18 protein-coding genes are annotated in these 17,335 nt (G+C 48.6%); 9 read left to right on the top strand and 9 right to left on the bottom strand.

The features are described from left to right. Positions 1-244: 244 nt before the first annotated feature. The 4 genes from CR205_RS14420 to CR205_RS14405 all read left to right on the top strand — a co-directional run bounded on the left by CR205_RS14420 (position 245) and on the right by CR205_RS14405 (position 3,855). Positions 245-1,069, top strand: coding sequence for an aldo/keto reductase (locus CR205_RS14420; protein ID WP_110520804.1), 825 nt, complete (start codon positions 245-247; stop codon positions 1,067-1,069). Between the two features lie 206 nt (positions 1,070-1,275). Continuing rightward, the gene (locus tag CR205_RS14415) at positions 1,276-1,647 is read left to right on the top strand and encodes a cbb3-type cytochrome c oxidase subunit I (protein ID WP_110520803.1); all 372 of its coding nucleotides are present in this window, start codon (positions 1,276-1,278) and stop codon (positions 1,645-1,647) included. Between the two features lie 173 nt (positions 1,648-1,820). Beyond that, positions 1,821-3,335: a helix-turn-helix domain-containing protein gene (locus tag CR205_RS14410; protein WP_161524790.1), complete on the top strand. Its 1,515-nt coding sequence runs from the start codon at positions 1,821-1,823 to the stop codon at positions 3,333-3,335. Next, the gene (locus CR205_RS14405) at positions 3,313-3,855 is read left to right on the top strand and encodes a GNAT family N-acetyltransferase (RefSeq protein WP_110520801.1); all 543 of its coding nucleotides are present in this window, start codon (positions 3,313-3,315) and stop codon (positions 3,853-3,855) included. Before CR205_RS14410 ends, CR205_RS14405 begins: the two co-directional genes overlap by 23 nt. 233 nt (positions 3,856-4,088) lie before the next feature. Here the strand turns inward: CR205_RS14405 and CR205_RS14400 are convergent, their stop codons facing one another. The 6 genes from CR205_RS14400 to CR205_RS14375 all read right to left on the bottom strand — a co-directional run bounded on the left by CR205_RS14400 (position 4,089) and on the right by CR205_RS14375 (position 8,822). Further along, entirely contained in the window at positions 4,089-4,841 is a 753-nt protein-coding gene (locus CR205_RS14400; RefSeq protein WP_110520800.1) for a LamB/YcsF family protein, read from the bottom strand. Positions 4,842-4,935: 94 nt separating this feature from the next. Beyond that, entirely contained in the window at positions 4,936-5,169 is a 234-nt protein-coding gene (locus tag CR205_RS14395) for an acetyl-CoA carboxylase (protein WP_201745383.1), read from the bottom strand. Between the two features lie 14 nt (positions 5,170-5,183). Next, positions 5,184-6,161 (bottom strand): 5-oxoprolinase subunit C family protein, encoded by a 978-nt coding sequence (locus tag CR205_RS14390; protein ID WP_110520798.1) that lies wholly within the window; start codon positions 6,159-6,161, stop codon positions 5,184-5,186. Beyond that, entirely contained in the window at positions 6,154-7,044 is an 891-nt protein-coding gene (locus tag CR205_RS14385) for a 5-oxoprolinase subunit B family protein (protein WP_110520797.1), read from the bottom strand. The genes CR205_RS14390 and CR205_RS14385 overlap by 8 nt, the downstream gene beginning before the upstream one ends. 301 nt (positions 7,045-7,345) lie before the next feature. Continuing rightward, positions 7,346-8,299 (bottom strand): nucleoside hydrolase, encoded by a 954-nt coding sequence (locus CR205_RS14380; RefSeq protein ID WP_236634859.1) that lies wholly within the window; start codon positions 8,297-8,299, stop codon positions 7,346-7,348. A 112-nt stretch (positions 8,300-8,411) separates the two neighbouring features. Further along, the gene (locus CR205_RS14375; protein WP_110520795.1) at positions 8,412-8,822 is read right to left on the bottom strand and encodes a GNAT family N-acetyltransferase; all 411 of its coding nucleotides are present in this window, start codon (positions 8,820-8,822) and stop codon (positions 8,412-8,414) included. 208 nt (positions 8,823-9,030) lie between these two features. Between CR205_RS14375 and hutU the strand changes: the two genes are divergently transcribed. Genes hutU through CR205_RS14360 form a run of 3 tightly spaced genes read left to right on the top strand, consistent with a single transcriptional unit; the run spans position 9,031 to position 12,950 of the window. Continuing rightward, the gene (gene hutU, locus CR205_RS14370; RefSeq protein WP_110520794.1) at positions 9,031-10,701 is read left to right on the top strand and encodes a urocanate hydratase; all 1,671 of its coding nucleotides are present in this window, start codon (positions 9,031-9,033) and stop codon (positions 10,699-10,701) included. Further along, positions 10,702-11,973 carry an imidazolonepropionase gene (hutI, locus tag CR205_RS14365; protein ID WP_110520793.1) on the top strand — a complete coding sequence of 424 codons (1,272 nt, stop codon included), beginning with the start codon at positions 10,702-10,704 and terminating at the stop codon, positions 11,971-11,973. Continuing rightward, positions 11,970-12,950 carry an agmatinase family protein gene (locus tag CR205_RS14360; RefSeq protein WP_236634847.1) on the top strand — a complete coding sequence of 327 codons (981 nt, stop codon included), beginning with the start codon at positions 11,970-11,972 and terminating at the stop codon, positions 12,948-12,950. Before hutI ends, CR205_RS14360 begins: the two co-directional genes overlap by 4 nt. 193 nt (positions 12,951-13,143) lie before the next feature. Here CR205_RS14360 and CR205_RS14355 read toward each other — a convergent pair whose 3' ends face one another. Together CR205_RS14355 and CR205_RS14350 are read right to left on the bottom strand one after the other, a co-directional pair. Beyond that, entirely contained in the window at positions 13,144-13,356 is a 213-nt protein-coding gene (locus CR205_RS14355; protein ID WP_110520792.1) for a PspC domain-containing protein, read from the bottom strand. A 52-nt stretch (positions 13,357-13,408) separates the two neighbouring features. Then, positions 13,409-14,356, bottom strand: a complete 948-nt coding sequence (locus tag CR205_RS14350; protein WP_110520791.1) for an alpha/beta hydrolase — start codon at positions 14,354-14,356, stop codon at positions 13,409-13,411. A 217-nt stretch (positions 14,357-14,573) separates the two neighbouring features. Here CR205_RS14350 and queC point away from each other — a divergent pair, with 217 nt between their 5' ends. Together queC and queF are read left to right on the top strand one after the other, a co-directional pair. Next, positions 14,574-15,266 carry a 7-cyano-7-deazaguanine synthase QueC gene (queC, locus tag CR205_RS14345; RefSeq protein WP_110520790.1) on the top strand — a complete coding sequence of 231 codons (693 nt, stop codon included), beginning with the start codon at positions 14,574-14,576 and terminating at the stop codon, positions 15,264-15,266. Further along, positions 15,250-15,738, top strand: coding sequence for a preQ(1) synthase (gene queF / locus CR205_RS14340; protein ID WP_110520789.1), 489 nt, complete (start codon positions 15,250-15,252; stop codon positions 15,736-15,738). Before queC ends, queF begins: the two co-directional genes overlap by 17 nt. A 160-nt stretch (positions 15,739-15,898) precedes the next feature. Here queF and CR205_RS14335 read toward each other — a convergent pair whose 3' ends face one another. Then, positions 15,899-17,044, bottom strand: a complete 1,146-nt coding sequence (locus CR205_RS14335) for a S8 family peptidase (RefSeq protein ID WP_110520788.1) — start codon at positions 17,042-17,044, stop codon at positions 15,899-15,901. Between the last annotated feature and the right edge of the window lie 291 nt (positions 17,045-17,335).

Below are 17,335 nucleotides of genomic sequence, written 5' to 3'. Positions count from 1 at the left end.
ATGAAAAATCAGCTTCGATTTTCCGCCTGTACCTCTGCTCTTGTTTTGTTTTGACAGCTTATGAACTTTTTCATTGTCATTCCCCTTTGGGATGTGTCTGCTTCTATTTTATGAGATAAAATTCAGAATAGTCAATCCTTCTGCCGTAAGCTTTTGTTCAGAAGTTCTCTAGCACGACACAGGAATAACGCAATGATATAATCATTTCTGAAAAGCCTTACATACCGAAAGGAGACGATGATTCATGAACGAAGTAACCTTAAACAACGGACTGAAAATGCCGCAGCTCGGCTTTGGCGTCTGGCAGGTTGAAGATGAAACCGCTGCCGAAACGGTGCTGGCTGCTATTGACGCAGGCTACCGATCGATTGATACAGCTGCGATTTACAAAAATGAGCGCGGCGTTGGGGAAGCACTTGTGAAAACGGATGTGCCCCGTGAGGAGCTTTTCATCACAACAAAAGTGTGGAACAGCGACCAGGGCTTTGAGAACACGCTCCGCGCTTTCGATGAAAGCCTGGAAAAGCTCGGCCTTGATTATGTCGACCTTTATCTCGTCCACTGGCCGGCACCGGAATACGACGAATACGTGGAAACATACAAAGCAATGGAAAAGCTTTATCATGATGGAAAAGTAAAAGCCATTGGGGTCTGCAACTTTGACATCGATCATCTTGAGCGCCTGATGGACGAGTGCGATGTAAAACCAGTTCTTAATCAGGTCGAATGCCATCCATACCTGGCCCAGCAGGAACTGAAAGATTTCTGCAGGAAGCACGATATCTTCGTAGAAGCCTGGAGCCCGCTTATGCAGGGCGGTGACGTACTCGGCAACGAGACTGTGACTTCGATTGCTGAAGCTCACGGTAAAACACCGGCTCAGGTGGTCCTTCGCTGGCACCTGCAGAACGGATCCATCGTTATTCCTAAGTCCGTAACCCCTTCACGCATCCGGGAAAACTTCAATGTGTTTGATTTCGAACTCACTAACAGCGACATGAGTGCGATCAACGAACTTGACCGCGGTGAGCGAAAAGGGCCGGAGCCAAAAGAAATGAACCGCCGGTAATACTTCAGAACCTGCAGGCACTCTTGCCTGCGGGTTTGTTTATGTAAGCCGGCCTGTCCTAACTTTTCTTAGTGCGGTTCTCTTAAAATTGAAGCAAATCGACTTCGTCTGCTAGTAAATTCACTCTCAATCAATCCTTGTCCGCGTATGTACCTCCTCATTGCGCATATACATGAGTATACACTCATGCGAAAGGAGGGGTGCTTATGGGTGTCCGATGCATCAAAGTGTCTGCCGTTTATTTTGCTATTGCCGTTATTCTCGGACTGTATATGTCCATTGTTCACGATTATGCACTTTCGAGCGTACATGCTCACCTTGCTCTCCTCGGCTGGACATCGTTTGCTCTTGCCGGCATCATCTATCACCTTTTTCCACGAGCAGGCGAAAACAAGCTCGCCTACGTTCATTTCTGGGTCCACAATATCGGCCTGCCGGTAATGCTGATCAGCCTTTTCCTCGTCATTCTCGGTCAGGAGCTTTTTTTAAGCTTTCTCCCGCTCGGGGCCATCCTCGTTGTCAGCAGTACACTTCTGTTTACGTACAATGTCATAAAGAATGTCCGCAGCCGTTTCTGATCCAAACCACCCGACCCATGCTTAGAAAGCCCCGAAAAAGGTGTCGGTATTTTTTATTTTATTTTAATCAAAATCACCTATAAATTCTCATTCCAGATCCTTAAAGGATATACACCCCTCTTTCTAGAACAATGAATACAGAAATCAATCTTTTCAGAACGGAGGTGGCGTTTATGGCCGTTTCTCTTTTAATTGCCGACAGGGATCCCGAAGAATGCAGGGGTATCAAGTGGTTTGCCGAACATACCCCTGTTGATTTTGTTACGATTGCCTCCGCTGTGTCTGAATCAGACCTGATCCGGCGCCTTCACGAGCAAACCTATCAAATGATCATTCTGGAACTGGATATGTTCCCTGGAGGTGTACCTGATTCAGTTCTTTCACGTATACACGCATTTCCCAGTGTACAGATCATCGCCACCTCCGCTGAAGCTACCTATGAAAAAGCACGGGAGGCCCTTTCTTTAAAAGCACTGGATCTTTTAATCAAGCCCCATTCGGTAACCCGCCTCCAGGCTCTCCTCTCAAAAGGTGTAAGGGAGTCGCGAGCGTCATTAGAGGAAAAACATCCAGAACAGGATCAAAACAGTACGTACGATTATAAACACCTGTTTACGATCGAGGAAGGCCTGCCTGAACCCCGGGCAGCCGCTGCTTTTACGAGTTCTTCTCCTGACGATGTGGAGGCTCTTAAAGATATCGTCCGCAGCCAACTGACAGGAAAGCATACGAGCGTCCTGGTGATGAGTTCCTTTGTCATCTGTCTGACCGAAAAAATACCTGATTCGCTTCTGGCAGATTGCCGGAATATCATCGACACGTTTCATGAACAAACAGGCGGTGCAGCGGCCGGGGTCGTTTATACACCAGAAAGCCCCCGCTCTGCCAAAATAGTGTATGGACAGATCAAGGATATGCTCCATATGCCGTTTTATGAAGGCTATCACCAGCTTTTTTCCTACACGGAGCCGCCTGAATGGAAAAAAACAGACCCTTTTCTTACACCTTCCGAGCAGCGGGAATGGATCGACATGCTCATCCACGGCTTCACAGATCAAATTAAAGACTGGCTTTATGAGCATTTTCTTCATATGAAAAAGCCGTATCCGGAGCCTAAGCTTGTCCGGACAAGGCTAACGAGTGTCCTCGCACAGGTCCGCCGCTATATGCGAACCTATCATTTGGATACGGTTGAAAACGAATCTGCTTACCAGGAACTGTACGAGGATATTTTATCCGGGCCAAACGTTTATAAAATCGTTCAGAACCTTCATCTTTTTATCCAGGCTACCATCGAGCGCGTCAGGAGGCATCAGGTAGCGTTGGATCCTGTTGAGAGGGGCATCCTCTATATGGAATCAAGATACTGGGACCCTGAACTCACTCTGGAAAAAGTAAGCACCGAGGCAGGGCGAAATCCATTTTACTTCAGTGACCAGCTTTCAAAGGTGACTGGATCAGGCTTTCGTGCCCTCTTAACGTCGATCCGGATCCGTGAAGCGAAACGGCTTCTCACGGACCATTCTCTCACCATAAAGGAAGTTGCGGCCGGCTGCGGGTTTCATTCCCCCAACTATTTCAGCCGTAAATTTAAGGAAAAGGAAGGCATGTCACCAAAGGAGTACAGAAAATCTGCAGGCATCAGTAAGGAAAAGGAGCTTTCATATGCTGATAAGACAAGCCGTTAAAGGAGATGAAACGGGGATCGCCCGGGTTCACATAGACAGCTGGAAAGAAACATACAAGGGCATTATCCCGGACATCGTTCTGGAAAACCGTTCTTATGAGGAAAAGGAACAGATGTGGAAAGGGGCCATCGGCTCACTGAAGATGGACGGCAGCAACAATCGTTTTATCCTTGTGGCAGAGGACGATCACGGCCGGATAACCGGCTTTGCCACCGGCGGAAAAAACCGCAGTGAAGACTTTCAGGAATCGTTTGATGCCGAGCTGTACGCCATCTATATTCTCCAGTCCGCACAGGGACGGGGCACCGGACGAATGCTTACCGCCGAACTGTCACGCCTTCTCTATGAAAAGGGCTTTGAGTCGATCATGGTGTGGGTACTGAAGGACAACCCCGCGGTCCGGTTCTATGCACGGCTCGGCGGCCGCCCGATCGGCAAACGAACGGAGGAAATCGGCGGCGTTGAGCTGGAGGAAATGGCCCTCGGGTGGGAACTTGAAGAGACAATGGCGGGGAAATAAACCTGCAAAAGATCGGGACAGAAGGCCCGTTAAAGACGAAAACGATGACAAACCGAGCGGTGATAATTATTGGCTCCTGAAATATACACCGCTTTCCGCGGGAAGCGGCTGAGCCTCCGTGTGCTTCGCACTACGGGGTCTCACCTTCGCTTTTCCTCCCGCAGGAGTCGGTGTATATTTCATCCGCTTGTGAGATTTTTGGTCATATTACATTTAGAAAGTTATCTTTTGTCCTACCTTATAGCCGATATTTCAATCCCGTTGTTCAGCAGGGCTCGCCGAATCTTTTCAGCTAGTTTCACAGCTCCGGGAGTATCTGCATGAATACAAACAGTTTCTGCGACTACATCAGCTTCCTCACCTGAATGTGCGGTCACCTTTCCTTCCTTTACCATCCGGACAACACGGTCAGCCATCGCGTCATAATCATCAATTTCAGATCCCTTACGTGTCAGGATGATAGACCCTGTTTCAGTGTGCTCACGGTCAGAATAAGTTTCTCTTGCAATCCGAACGCCCATCTTTTCCCCGGCTTCCGCCACGGCGGAATTGTTCATTGCGAAAACGATGATGTTATCATCCAATTCCACAATTCCTTCAAGAATTGCCCTGGCAATCTTTTCGTCTTCCATAGCCATCATATAAAGTGCACCGTGGGGTTTGCAGTGGGCAATAGGCATATCATACAGACCGGCAAAGGCTTTCAAAGCACCAACCTGATAAGTTATATAGTCTTTGATTTCAGAGGGATTACAATGCATGTACCGCCGCCCAAACCCCATTAAGTCCGGAAATCCCGGGTGGGCCCCAATCTGCACATTGTACTCCTTAGCAAGCTCCACCGTCCTGCGCATTGTACCAGGGTCTCCTCCATGATAGCCACAGGCGATATTGGCTGAAGTAATATACGGCATCATCTCTTCATCATTACCAAGTTGATACATGCCGAAGCTTTCTCCCATGTCACAGTTCAAATCCACCTTCACTTTGGCTTCCTCCCTTCTTACCTGTCTTTTTTGCAGATTAGAATTTCATTTGTTATCAGCAGCAATAATACATCCTGTTCACGTAAAATTCATTTTATTCTATTTCAGCTATGACCTGTCCTGCTTCAACTACACTTCCATCCTCGATCTTGATGTTTTTAATGACACCATCGGTTTCTGAATGAACTTCCTGATAATTCTTCATCACTTCCACTAAACCAACAACATCTCCAGCTTTCACACTTTGTCCTTCTTCCACATACATCGGTTCATCTGGTGAAGGCCTACGGTAAAATACTCCTGGTAACGGACATACGACTTCGCTCATGTTCAACTCTCCTTTTAGTTGGATTCCAAGGTTCTTTCAACTTCCTCCAGTTTTTGTTTCATGTCTTTTCTTGCCTGCATCGCCTCCTCCATGGTGACGGAAGTAAATTTGATCTTTTCATTCGTCTTCGCCTGTGCAATTTTATTTAAGTCCGTGCTGATTATTGTTGCCACAGTGGCATAACCGCCTCCTGTCACAGCATCATTCAATAGAGCAATTGGTTCTACTCCGTCCGGAATCTGTATCGATCCGATCGGATAGCCCAGGTCGACCACATTTGATGGATTGCTTCCTGCTCCAAATGGCTGCTCCCGAGGGACAAATTCCAGGCGTTCCCCTTTCAACCGGTAACCAACCCGATTGGCTTCCGGTGTAACAGTCCATTCCAGATTCAGAAAACGCTGCTTACTTTCATCTGTTAACCGGTAATTACATAAACCTGTGATAACACGGATTTCATGATTTTTGGGAAAATCCGGAATATACTGTTCCTTGACCCTGGTGCCCGTTTTAATGTTTCTTTCTTTCAAGTCTCCAACGGAGAGCCAATCATCTCCTTCCAGAGCACGCCCTTCATAGCCCCCGATCCCGCATAAAGTGTAAGTAGATCTGGAGTTCATTACGGAGGGCACATCTATGCCGCCGGCAACAGCCAGATAAGACCTTGCCCCTTGTTTTACAAAATCAAAGGACAGAATATCCCCTTTTTTGACTTCAAGTGTTTCCCATGACGAAACGGATTCACCGTTGATTTTTGGAGGAATCGCAGCACCTGTCACTGCAATGACTGTATCCTGTTCGAAGGAAAGTTCCGGTCCCATATACGTGATTTCCAGTACAGCAGCACCTTTTTTATTTCCAGCCAGCATGTTCGCGACAGCATAGGAGTATTGATCCAGCGCACCGGATGGAGGCATGCCTGTTTCGTAATATCCGGCTCGACCATTGTCCTGTACTGTTGTCTGTAACCCCGGCTTTAATACCTTAATCATTGTATAACCTCCTTAACACCTTTTGAGAGAATGCATGAGAATCTTCAAGGACATCACCAGGCTGAAATGTAAAGTCCTGTTTGAGATATTCAAAAGTTCCAGCTTCAACTTCTTCCCTGACGGCATCATATTCGTCCCTTGAGACAGAACGATATCTGAAAATGTCACCCTGTCGGGGAAAAACCATGGAGTCCTGAAAATCCGGAAGCTGCTGCTCCTTATCAAAAACCGGCGTAGCTGCTATGCCGAACATCTGATATCCCCCGGCACCCTGAACCGGGTAGATGACAGAAAAACCACCACCGAAACCAAAGCATCTTTCTGGTGTATAGGTACGAGGACGAACATATTTAGGCACTTCAAGCTGCTCTTCTTTTGGAACGATTTGAAAGCAAAAGGGAAGGCCCGGCACGAAGCCAATCATGGATACGAGAAACGGAGAGTCAGTGACAGCCTTAATAAAATCTTCCTTGGAATCATAGCCATTGATTCTGGCTGCATATTCAAGGTCCGTAGACTCCGGATCCTGGTGACGGTCACGAAATCTCATGACTGCTTCATGGGTCCATGGATCCTCGAATAAGACCGGGACATCCACCAGTCGGGAGTTTATAACAATATCATCAAGGTTTTTTACAGAGTCCTCGAGTTGTTTCAGCTCGTCGATTAGTTCATCAGCATGCAGTTCATCCGGATTGTAACGAACCATATAGGAAGCATTTGAGGGGCAGATATCCATTATGTGCGGGTTGTTTTTCTCTTTTAGCTTTTTTGTGATTGCCATTGCCCTGAAATTGACGTCAAGACTCATTTCTTCGCTAAGCTCGACAAATAAGAATTCATCTCCGCCATAGCTGTAACGGGTCGTAAATTTACTCACCATCGTTCACCTCTCTCTAGAAATTGCAATTCACACTCTTAAACACTTCAACGTCTCTTTAATCACCGTTCAGTTAAATCGTTTCTTCAGAAAATATAATTTTAGAATATTCTGATAACAAATACCCTATATCGCTGTAATAAAACATAGAATGAGGATTTCTGAATAAATATGCTCTTTCCCTATACCAGCACTCTCAATTGCAATTGGCTCCAGTACGTCTGTTATGGCTTGGAATACACAAAAAAAGCCCTGACATAATCAGGACTTACGGCAGGATCATCCCATTACATCAAAAATGGGATTACGGCTCTTCCACCACGGTTTTCATCGTTTCTATAAACTCCTTCGCAAACTTCTTATAATTAAAGTCCATAGCAATCCAGTGGTCTTTTCCAACTTCCTGCTCAAACTCTGCAGATTCCACCGGACGGAAATCGGAAATACTCTGTCCTCTTGTCTCCGGGGCAGTGGAGACACTCACCGGTTTTTTTATAAAAGTAAAGGCATCTGGATTCGTATATGCCAGGAGGGCGAGAACATCGTGGAACGGCGCCCCTTCCATTTCAGGGACGATCTGCTGATAAGCGTCCGCATAAAACTGATAAATGGGTTCGAGCAGCGATGTAAAAGCATTGAATCCCTCCTTCGTGACTTCCGCAATCATGCTGTCGTTTACCAGTGCATGTTCGGTCACATTAAGCGGTACAATGACCAGATTCTCTGCCCGTTCCATAACGAGATTCGCCGCAATTGGATCACCGTAGAAATTGGCCTCCGCCAGGGGAGTCACGTTTCCCGGTGCCAGAAAAGCTCCGCCCATCAAAAAAATGCCGTTGACTTTGTTCATGACCTCGTCCCCACCGAGATTATACGCCATGGCAAGGGAGGTGAGCCGCCCCACATCAATAATCGTCAGTTCATTCTGGTGGGTCTCGATGAGATCAAACAGATCGGTGAAATTTAAAAGCTGATCCTGGGTCGTTTCCGGAATCTCAATAGGACCGAGTCCCCCTTTACCATGGAATTCCGGATAAAAGGTCACCAGTTCGCCGGAGAGCGGAAAATGAGCTCCGGCAAAAACTGGGACATCTTCCCGGCCGGCCAGTTTCAGCAGATAGGTTACATTTTCAGTCGCCTGTTCCAGATCCACATTTCCGTATCCTGTCACAATACCAACAAGCTCAATGTCAGGGCGAAGAAGCGCAAACATAACGGCCATCGCATCATCAATCCCCGGATCGGTAAAAAGCAGCACTTTTCCCAATACGTATCCCCCCTCTCTTTCCTATATTCTATGTATGATGTCCACCTGACTGAACAATGTCCTCCTTCATTCCGGATAAGAAAGAGTCTGAGCCGGATCCTCCTTATTTTCCTGATGCCCGGCTGTAATTCCTCACCGCCATGCCCTGCATTCTTCTCATGTTAACTCTCTCGTAAAAAGGCTGCAGTGCCTCGTCGCACAAAAGATCTACCATATATAAACCGTCAAGTTCCTTAAGCATACGTTGGACAAGTTCCGTGCCAATGCCTTTTGCTTTCCATTCCGGCACCACTTCAAGAAGAGGGATATAGGCAGAGAGGACACCGTCGGATATGGCGTTGATAAAGCCAATCACTTGTCCTGTTTCCTCGTCTACAGCGACTACGGCCCGGTAGCTGTTCCTGAGAATCTCCAGATGCTTTTCCTTCGAAGGGTGCTCTCTCCCCCATCCGTCAAAAAAACCGTCAGCCAGATCGGCGGATGTCAGGTTATGTACTTCCGTTGAATAGTTCAATTGCTTCCCTCCTTTTCTTCTTTAATCATTCGCCAAATCCTCTCATAGCCCTTTTTTGTATATGAGAAAGCATATAATTCCACTTCGCATCCTGGAAATGAGGAATCAATCAAATATTAGTGCTTAAAATCCAATATTAATCGTCTGTTTCCTTTACTCTTTTGCGCTTATACTTTTACGAAACAATGAAAATCAGGAAGGTGATCCGATGAAACAGGCACGAACGATTAAGAGTAAGCATGGGACGGAACTTGAAACGAAGGGCTGGGTTCAGGAAGCAGCGCTCAGGATGCTCTGCAATAACCTTGATCCTGAAGTGGCCGAACGCCCTGAAGATCTCGTCGTTTACGGCGGCATTGGAAAAGCGGCCAGGAACTGGGAGTCTTTTGAGGCCATTATCCGTTCCCTTAAAGAGCTGGAAAACGACGAAACGCTTCTTATTCAATCCGGTAAGCCGGTGGCTGTATTTAAGAGTCACACAGATGCGCCACGTGTACTGATAGCAAACTCAAATCTTGTTCCGGCGTGGGCGAACTGGGAGCACTTTCACGAGCTTGAGAGAAAGGGTCTGATGATGTACGGCCAAATGACGGCCGGCAGCTGGATCTACATCGGCAGTCAGGGTATTGTTCAGGGCACATACGAAACGTTCGGGGAACTTGCCAAACAGCACTTTAACGGGTCTCTGAAAGGAACGATTACCCTTACGGCCGGGCTTGGCGGTATGGGCGGTGCGCAGCCTCTCGCTGTGACCATGAATGACGGTGTGTGTATCGCCATTGACGTGGATCGAAGCCGGATTCAAAAGCGGCTTGATACCCGTTACTTAGATCGGATGACAGACAGTCTGGATGAAGCGCTCGATCTTGCCCGCCAGGCGAAAGCCATGGGGAAACCGCTCAGCATCGGTCTTCTTGGGAATGCGGCGGAACTTCTTCCACAAATGCTGGCAGGAGGGTTTGTCCCTGATGTGCTCACGGACCAGACATCCGCCCACGACCCGCTTAACGGCTACCTGCCTGCGGAGATGAGTCTTGAAGAAGGAGACGCGCTTCGCAAAACGGTTCCTGCTGATTACGTAAAAAAAGCGAAAAGAAGCATGGCCCTCCACGTTCAGGCGATGCTTGATATGCAGCAACAAGGTGCGGTTACGTTTGATTACGGCAACAACATCCGTCAGGTCGCTCTTGACGAAGGGGTTGAAAACGCTTTTGATTTCCCAGGTTTTGTGCCCGCGTATATCCGTCCCCAGTTCTGCGAGGGGAAAGGACCGTTTCGCTGGGTCGCTCTTTCCGGTGACCCGGAAGATATTTACCGGACAGACCAGGCCATTCTGGAAGCGTTCCCGGATAACGAGCATCTGTGCAACTGGATCCGTATGGCGCAGCAAAAGATTCAGTTTCAGGGCCTCCCTTCTCGGATCTGCTGGCTCGGATACGGCGAACGGGCCCGTTTCGGCAAGATCATCAACGATCTGGTGGCATCAGGTGAGCTGAAAGCGCCGGTCGTCATCGGACGTGACCATCTCGATTCCGGCTCTGTCGCCTCGCCGAACCGGGAAACAGAATCCATGAAAGACGGCAGTGATGCGGTGGCTGACTGGCCGATCCTGAATGCCATGATCAACAGCGTCGGCGGTGCGAGCTGGGTTTCCGTCCACCACGGCGGCGGCGTCGGCATGGGCTACTCCCTTCACGCCGGCATGGTCATAGTGGCAGACGGAACAAAAGAAGCGGAGCAACGTCTTGAGCGGGTGCTCACTTCAGACCCCGGAATGGGAATCGCACGGCACGTGGATGCCGGTTATGAAAAAGCAAAGGAAACAGCCCGAAAGCACAACGTGAACATTCCAATGCTCGACAGAGAGGAAGATGCTTAAATGTCTTATTTATTCATTAAAAATGCCAATGAACTTTTAACAGTTGCAGGCTCAAGCAGTTCTCCTGCCGTCCGTGAGCAGATGAACGAGCTGTCCATCATTGAAGACGGCGCGGTGTGGATCGAAAATGACAGGATTGTGGAAACTGGAACCACTCCCGATCTCGAAAAAAAGTACGCAGATAAACTCCGCCAGGCACAGGTCATCGACGCAAAAGGAAAGGTCGTTGCACCTGGTCTTGTGGATCCCCACACGCACCTCGTGTTTGCAGGAAGCCGGGAAAATGAATACAACATGCGGCTTCAGGGTGCAAAATATATGGACATTATGGAACAGGGCGGCGGCATCCACGCCACCACCAGAGCAACCAGAAAAGCTTCGTTTGAGCAGCTGTATAACGAGAGCAGACCGCGCCTGGACTCCTTTTTAAAGCACGGGGTTACAACTGTTGAAGCAAAAAGCGGCTACGGGATGGACTGGGAGGTGGAAAAACGGCAGATGGAAGTGGCGAAAAAGCTTGGTGAAGACCACATCGTGGACGTAGTGGGAACGTTTATGGGTGCCCACGTCATTGCTGAGGAATACAAGGATGACCCGGAAGCATTCGTGGATATCGTTGTAAACGACATGATCCCGGCAGCAGCGGAATCAGGGCTGGCAGAATTTAACGACGTGTTCTGCGAGCGCGGCGTTTACACGCCTGATCAATCCCGCCGTATTCTTGAAGCGGGACGGGAACACGGTCTTCTGCCAAAAATTCATGCCGACGAAATTGAACCCTACGGTGGAGCAGAAATAGCAGCAGAAGTCGGAGCTGTCTCCGCCGATCACCTCCTGAAAGTTTCTGATCAGGGGCTGAAGATGATGGCCGAAAAAGGTGTCGTTGCCGTTCTTCTTCCCGGCACGGCCTTCTTCCTTATGACCGAAGCGGCAGACGGACGTAAAGCGATCGATGCCGGCGTGCCTGTCGCTCTTTCCACCGATCGAAACCCGGGCTCCTCTCCGAGCACATCGATGCCGTTCATGATGAATCTCGCAAGCCTTACCATGGGGATGACGCCGGCTGAAGCCATCACGGCATCTACAATAAACGCGGCCCACGCCATTCGCCGCGGTGAGACGATCGGCAGTATTGAAGCCGGCAAACAGGCTGACCTTGTCATCTGGAATATTCCAAATCATCTTCAGTTTACGTACCTTTACGGTATCAACCATACGGCAACGGTCATTAAAAGAGGACGGATTGCGTTTGATAACGGGGTGATCGTGTGACCTATCCATATGCGAGCATGCAGGGGCCTCCGTTTTTATGGGGACAGACGAAAAACAACCCGGAAAAAGTACACGAATGGATCCGGCCACTTCAAGGCGGTCAGGGTGCGCCAGGGGATGCGGATGCAGTCATTTATGGCCTCCCCCTCTCCAGCTCTTCGATCAGTCCGTCGGCTGCTTCTGCATTTCCCGAAGCGTGCCGGCGCGCATGGAAAGGGTTCAGTACGTATAACATCGATGAGGATGTGGATCTAAGCAGTCTTAGTGTTTATGACCTCGGGGATACAATCCAGCATGTAACTGACATCGGGCAGTGCCACAGCCACATCGCAACAGCCTGCTCCGATATTCGAAAACAGCACCCGCAATCCGTGATGATGGGAATCGGTGGAGATCATTCGGTGACTGCGAAAACGATCCTCGGGCTTAAAGAAGCCGATCCTAATGTAAAAATCGGACTGCTTCAGCTGGATACTCATTTTGATCTGCGTAACCCTGCCGAGCTTGGTCCGGCCAATGGCACCCCGGTCCGCCAACTGATTGAACAGGAGCTCGTGGAGGGAAAACACGTCTACAACATTGGACTACACGGCTTTTTTAACAGCAGAGCTCTAAAGGAGTTCGCCGATGCTCATCAGGTGAAGTACATTACCCTTAATAAAGCTCGGAAAATGGGCGTTGGGAAAATGGTTGAACACGCACTTTGGGAGCTCGCGCAGGAAGTGGATCATATTTACTTCACATGTGACATGGACGTTCTTGATATGGCCTATGCTCCGGGCGTTCCTGCCACCACACCAGGGGGCATGCGGACGGATGAACTGTTCGAAGCGGCTCTCGTATGCGGACAGCACGAAAAAGTAAAGGCGATGGACATCGTCTGCCTCGACCCGGAAAAAGACGTAGCCGGCATGACTGTTAAAGCCGGTACGCATGTCATGCTGTCGTTTCTTACAGGAGTTGCGATGAGAAAATAGGATATAAAAAACAGGCTGCCCCTTAATCGGAGCAGCCTGTTTTCTGCAAAGAATATATTAAATAAGTATACCTAGTATACCTCTCAGTCAGTAAACCTCTAATAAGCGCAACTGAGGCCAGCAGCGAGACCCCGCCGCGGAGGGCGTTCAGCGGAGCTTCGCAAAACTGACCGAAGGATATACTAATTAAATATTAAATTTCGTGCTCTCTGTCCGTATCCTTGGGCATTACCCAGTCCATAACCAGGTAGGCGATTACACATGGAACCACCGCTGTGGAAATGGCAATCACGACAAACAGAATCCGTACTATTGTCGGATCAATCCTCAAGCTGTCCGCAAGGCCCGCAAGAACACCACTTACCTTTACATCTGTTGTGGATTTATATATTCTCCCGTCTCCCATTCTGCTCACCACCGCTCCATTACGCCTGTTTCTACCAGTTTAACACAGGGGCTTACGCCTGATGTAGAAAATCAGCCACATCCTTCAGATACATTTCAAAACCTTTCGGAAAGTCATGCCCCAGTCCTTTTACGATCGTAAGCTTGCACGGAATATCATAGTCCCGAAGGAGTTCATGGAGAGCCGATGCCTTCTGAACAAACGGATCACGATCCCCTGTCAGGATGTAACCGCGTGTCTGTGGGCAGACGCCTTCCCGGAGCTTAGCTTCGTAGGGTGCAAGATCCAGGATTGATGGCACAATGGCAAAGAAACGGCTTTCACTAAACGGTTTCATCCGAAGAGTGTAGTCGATCGCCAATTTCCCGCCCTGGGAAGCTCCGCACAGAATAGTCTGGTCCGGGTCTGCAGCACTGATCTGGTCAAAGTGGCGCTTGGATTCCACCAGATCGGCCTCTGCCTTCTTTTCATCATCCCAGCAGAAACGATCGCTGCCGAATACTTGGGACGACTGGGGAAAACCCACATGCCAGTCACTTAAAAAAGCCGTCTCCTCCCAGTACTCAGAGAAACTGTCCGCATTATCACCGCGCCAGTGAATGGCAAACATGCGCTTTACGCTAAGCGGATTGCCCATACTGCACAGAAGGGGTGGATGGCGATCCGCTTCCTGCCTATACCTGTTTCGGCATGCATCTACGAACAGATCAAACCTTGCATCTTTTTTCAGCGGGTCAAGCTCAGGCTCTTCCCGCAGTCTGTCAGGATGCCACCAGATTCCATCATGGAGAGAAGCAAATGCCATACGGAAAGCTTCATCATTTTGGCCGCTTCGACCGAAAAGACAAATTTTCCACATATCCGTTATGTGTCTTTTTTCCGGAAAAAGCGATTCAATTTTACTGTGAATCTCCCAGCTCTTTTCGAGGTCGCCCGACCAGAATGTCTCGAATGCTTGTCTCCGCCAATCCACAAACCTATTCTGGATCTGACTTTTCATCAGGATTTCCCCCTTGTTCATTTCACGCCATACTAACTCATATATAGTTCTCCACAGGCAAAATAATTCCCTCCAAATTCAGATAACTTATCGGTCGTTAAGAACCGTTGCCAGATTTGTTCCACTAACATTTTACAGCGATTTTTGTTAGAGTAGGTAGGTAGCGGAGTTCGTAACCATCCTCCGCTCTAGAAATGAAAACTAGGAGTGAACAACCTTGAATAACAATAAAGCCATTGTGGTGTTCAGCGGTGGTCAGGACAGTACAACCTGCCTTCTTTGGGCACAAAAAAAATTTGATCAGGTGGAGACCCTGTCTTTCGATTACGGTCAGCGCCACGATCGTGAACTCCATCATGCAGCAGAAATTGCGGAAAGCCTTGATGTGCCTCATAAAGTGATGGATCTGAGCATGCTCGGCCAGCTCACTGAAAATGCCCTTACCCGAGATGATATTGAGATCGAAGAAGGGGAAAAATATCCGACAACGTTCGTCGACGGGCGCAATCATCTTTTTCTGCTTATGGCAGGCATATACGCTAAACAAGTTGACGCAAAGCACATTATCACAGGTGTCTGCGAAACCGATTATTCCGGCTATCCGGACTGCCGTGATGCATTTGTAAAATCCATGAACGTGACGCTTAATCTATCCATGGACGAAGACTTTGTCATTCATACACCTCTCATGTTTTTAAATAAAGCCGAAACGTGGAAAATGGCCGATGAACTGGGCGGCCTGGATTTTGTCCGCTACAATACCCTTACATGCTACGAAGGAATCGTCGGGGACGGCTGTGGGGAATGCCCTGCGTGTAAGCTCCGTGGCCGCGGCCTGAACGAATATCTGGCAGAAAAGCAGGCAGCAGATGATCCTGAAGGAGGAAATTCCGATGAGCTACAATCGTGAAGAAGAAGTGGAACAGCTCGGGAGCAGTAAAACCGAGTATTCAATGGATTATGACCCGAGTGTTCTGGAGGCGTTTGAAAACGTCCACCCTTACCGGGATTATTTCGTGAAGTTTAACTGTCCAGAGTTTACGAGCCTCTGCCCTAAGACCGGACAGCCGGATTTTGCCACTGTCTATATCAGCTACATTCCTGACAAAAAAATGGTTGAAAGCAAGTCGCTCAAGCTTTACCTGTTCAGTTTCCGTAACCACGGAGACTTCCACGAGGACTGTATGAATAAAATTGTAAATGATCTCGTGAAGCTGATGGATCCCCGCTATATTGAAGTCTGGGGTAAATTCACCCCACGGGGCGGCATCTCCATCGATCCCTATGTAAACTACGGCAAGCCTGGTACCAAGTGGGAGCAGTTCGCCGAAAAGCGTCTGGTTCAGCACGATCTGTATCCGGAAACGATTGATAACAGATAAGTAAATAGACCAGATGACAGGCTCCCCTAAAGCAGACAGATTTAATGAAGAATCTGTTTTTCTTCAGGGGAGTTCTTTATATTTTTTATACAACTCGGCAATCTAAAAAAACACCCCCCGCTAAAGCGGAGGATGTTCATAATAAGGGGGGGAAACAAATTTACTGGGCATCAAGTGCTGCTCTTACATCAAGGGCACCGTTGCCATAGTAGAAGTGATCGCCAAGCGGCTGGGCAGTGCTGTTAAATACGTTACGTACATCCTCGTTGGAAAGATGAGGGTGTTCAGCAAGCATAAGGGCGGCTGCACCGGCTACGTGAGGTGCTGCCATGGATGTACCATTAAGAGCCTGGTAACCATCATTCAGGTATGTGCTGTTTACGCTCACACCAGGCGCCATAACGTCCAGTTCATCACCGACACTGGAAAAGGATGCCCGTTCGTTGTTCTGGTCAACAGCACCTACTGCGATGACATTGTCGTATTTTGCAGGGTAACCGATTGTATTAAGATTCCCAAGACTTCCGGAGTTTCCGGCCGCTGCTACCAGGGTAACACCCTGACTGTGTGCATAGTTCACTGCCTGCTCGAGAGTAGTTGACCCCATATCAGCTCCAAGGCTCATATTCGCCACGTCCATTCCATTGTCCGCTGCCCATTCGATTCCCTGGGCAATGCCGGCCATCGTCCCACTGCCGTCTGCACCAAGCACCTTCACAGCGTAAAGATCAACATCGGGACTAACACCGAGGACGCCGAAGTCATTATCAAGGGCCGCCACTGTTCCAGCCACATGTGTACCATGACCGTTATAATCATCATAATCCGGTTCACCGGCTACAAAACTGGCACCACCGACGACATTCAGATCTGAATGGTCTGCAATTCCTGTATCAAGAACTGCTACGCTAACGCCGGCTCCTGTGTTGCCGTCGTTCTGCTGTACATCAAGGGCCCCTACCTGTTCAACCCCGTAAGGCACTTCCTGAGCGTAGGCTTCCACTTCCGCATTTTCTTCCACGTAGGTAACATTAGGATTATTCTCAAGACCCCGGACAGCTTCTTCCGGAAGCGTGACTTGAACAATATCCGCAAACCCGAACTCATGCTCTACTTCACCGCCAAGCGCGCTAACCGCATTTTCACCGTTGGCATTCGCTGCAGCACCCGGTTCAAACCCGACGAGGTACTCTTTCGTTTCACCAGGTCCGTCTCCTGCCTGAATCATACTGGCTGTACCTCCAAAGACAAGTGTAACAGCCAGTGCGGCACCTGCTGCTTTTTTAAATTTCGATGTTCTGACCATGTGAAAACTCCCTTTCCCAACTCATAATTTTTGGTGCAAAAATGTTGTATCCCGTACTCTACGCCCGTAATGTTCAGATTTCAACAAAAATTTGTAATTCACAGAAAATTAACCGGTTAATTTACAAATTTTCCTACTCGAATCCGACGATTTTCCCCATGATTTACGGTTTTTGCCTCTGAATTGTGCCGTACGTCCGGTGACTTCCGGCTTTAATCCAAAGCACTACAGCTACAACTTTCGGCTGATACATAGAAAAAAGCCCGGCACAGCAGCAGGGCTGGCCAGGCT

Source organism: Alteribacter lacisalsi (genome assembly GCF_003226345.1).
GTDB classification, from domain to species: Bacteria; Bacillota; Bacilli; order Bacillales; family Salisediminibacteriaceae; genus Alteribacter; species Alteribacter lacisalsi.
Note: the sequence above shows the minus strand (reverse complement) of the source record. Positions and strands in the feature narration are given on the sequence as shown.

Coding starts and splice junctions, on each gene's coding strand:
- CR205_RS14410 (WP_161524790.1), top strand. CDS start 1,821: ATGGCCGTTTCTCTTTTAATTGCCGACAGGGATCCCGAAGAATGCAGG.
- queF (WP_110520789.1), top strand. CDS start 15,250: ATGAGCTACAATCGTGAAGAAGAAGTGGAACAGCTCGGGAGCAGTAAA.
- CR205_RS14405 (WP_110520801.1), top strand. CDS start 3,313: ATGCTGATAAGACAAGCCGTTAAAGGAGATGAAACGGGGATCGCCCGG.
- hutU (WP_110520794.1), top strand. CDS start 9,031: ATGAAACAGGCACGAACGATTAAGAGTAAGCATGGGACGGAACTTGAA.
- CR205_RS14390 (WP_110520798.1), bottom strand. CDS start 6,161: ATGATTAAGGTATTAAAGCCGGGGTTACAGACAACAGTACAGGACAAT.
- CR205_RS14335 (WP_110520788.1), bottom strand. CDS start 17,044: ATGGTCAGAACATCGAAATTTAAAAAAGCAGCAGGTGCCGCACTGGCT.
- CR205_RS14395 (WP_201745383.1), bottom strand. CDS start 5,169: ATGAGCGAAGTCGTATGTCCGTTACCAGGAGTATTTTACCGTAGGCCT.
- CR205_RS14420 (WP_110520804.1), top strand. CDS start 245: ATGAACGAAGTAACCTTAAACAACGGACTGAAAATGCCGCAGCTCGGC.
- hutI (WP_110520793.1), top strand. CDS start 10,702: ATGTCTTATTTATTCATTAAAAATGCCAATGAACTTTTAACAGTTGCA.
- CR205_RS14350 (WP_110520791.1), bottom strand. CDS start 14,356: ATGAAAAGTCAGATCCAGAATAGGTTTGTGGATTGGCGGAGACAAGCA.
- CR205_RS14415 (WP_110520803.1), top strand. CDS start 1,276: ATGGGTGTCCGATGCATCAAAGTGTCTGCCGTTTATTTTGCTATTGCC.
- CR205_RS14385 (WP_110520797.1), bottom strand. CDS start 7,044: ATGGTGAGTAAATTTACGACCCGTTACAGCTATGGCGGAGATGAATTC.
- CR205_RS14355 (WP_110520792.1), bottom strand. CDS start 13,356: ATGGGAGACGGGAGAATATATAAATCCACAACAGATGTAAAGGTAAGT.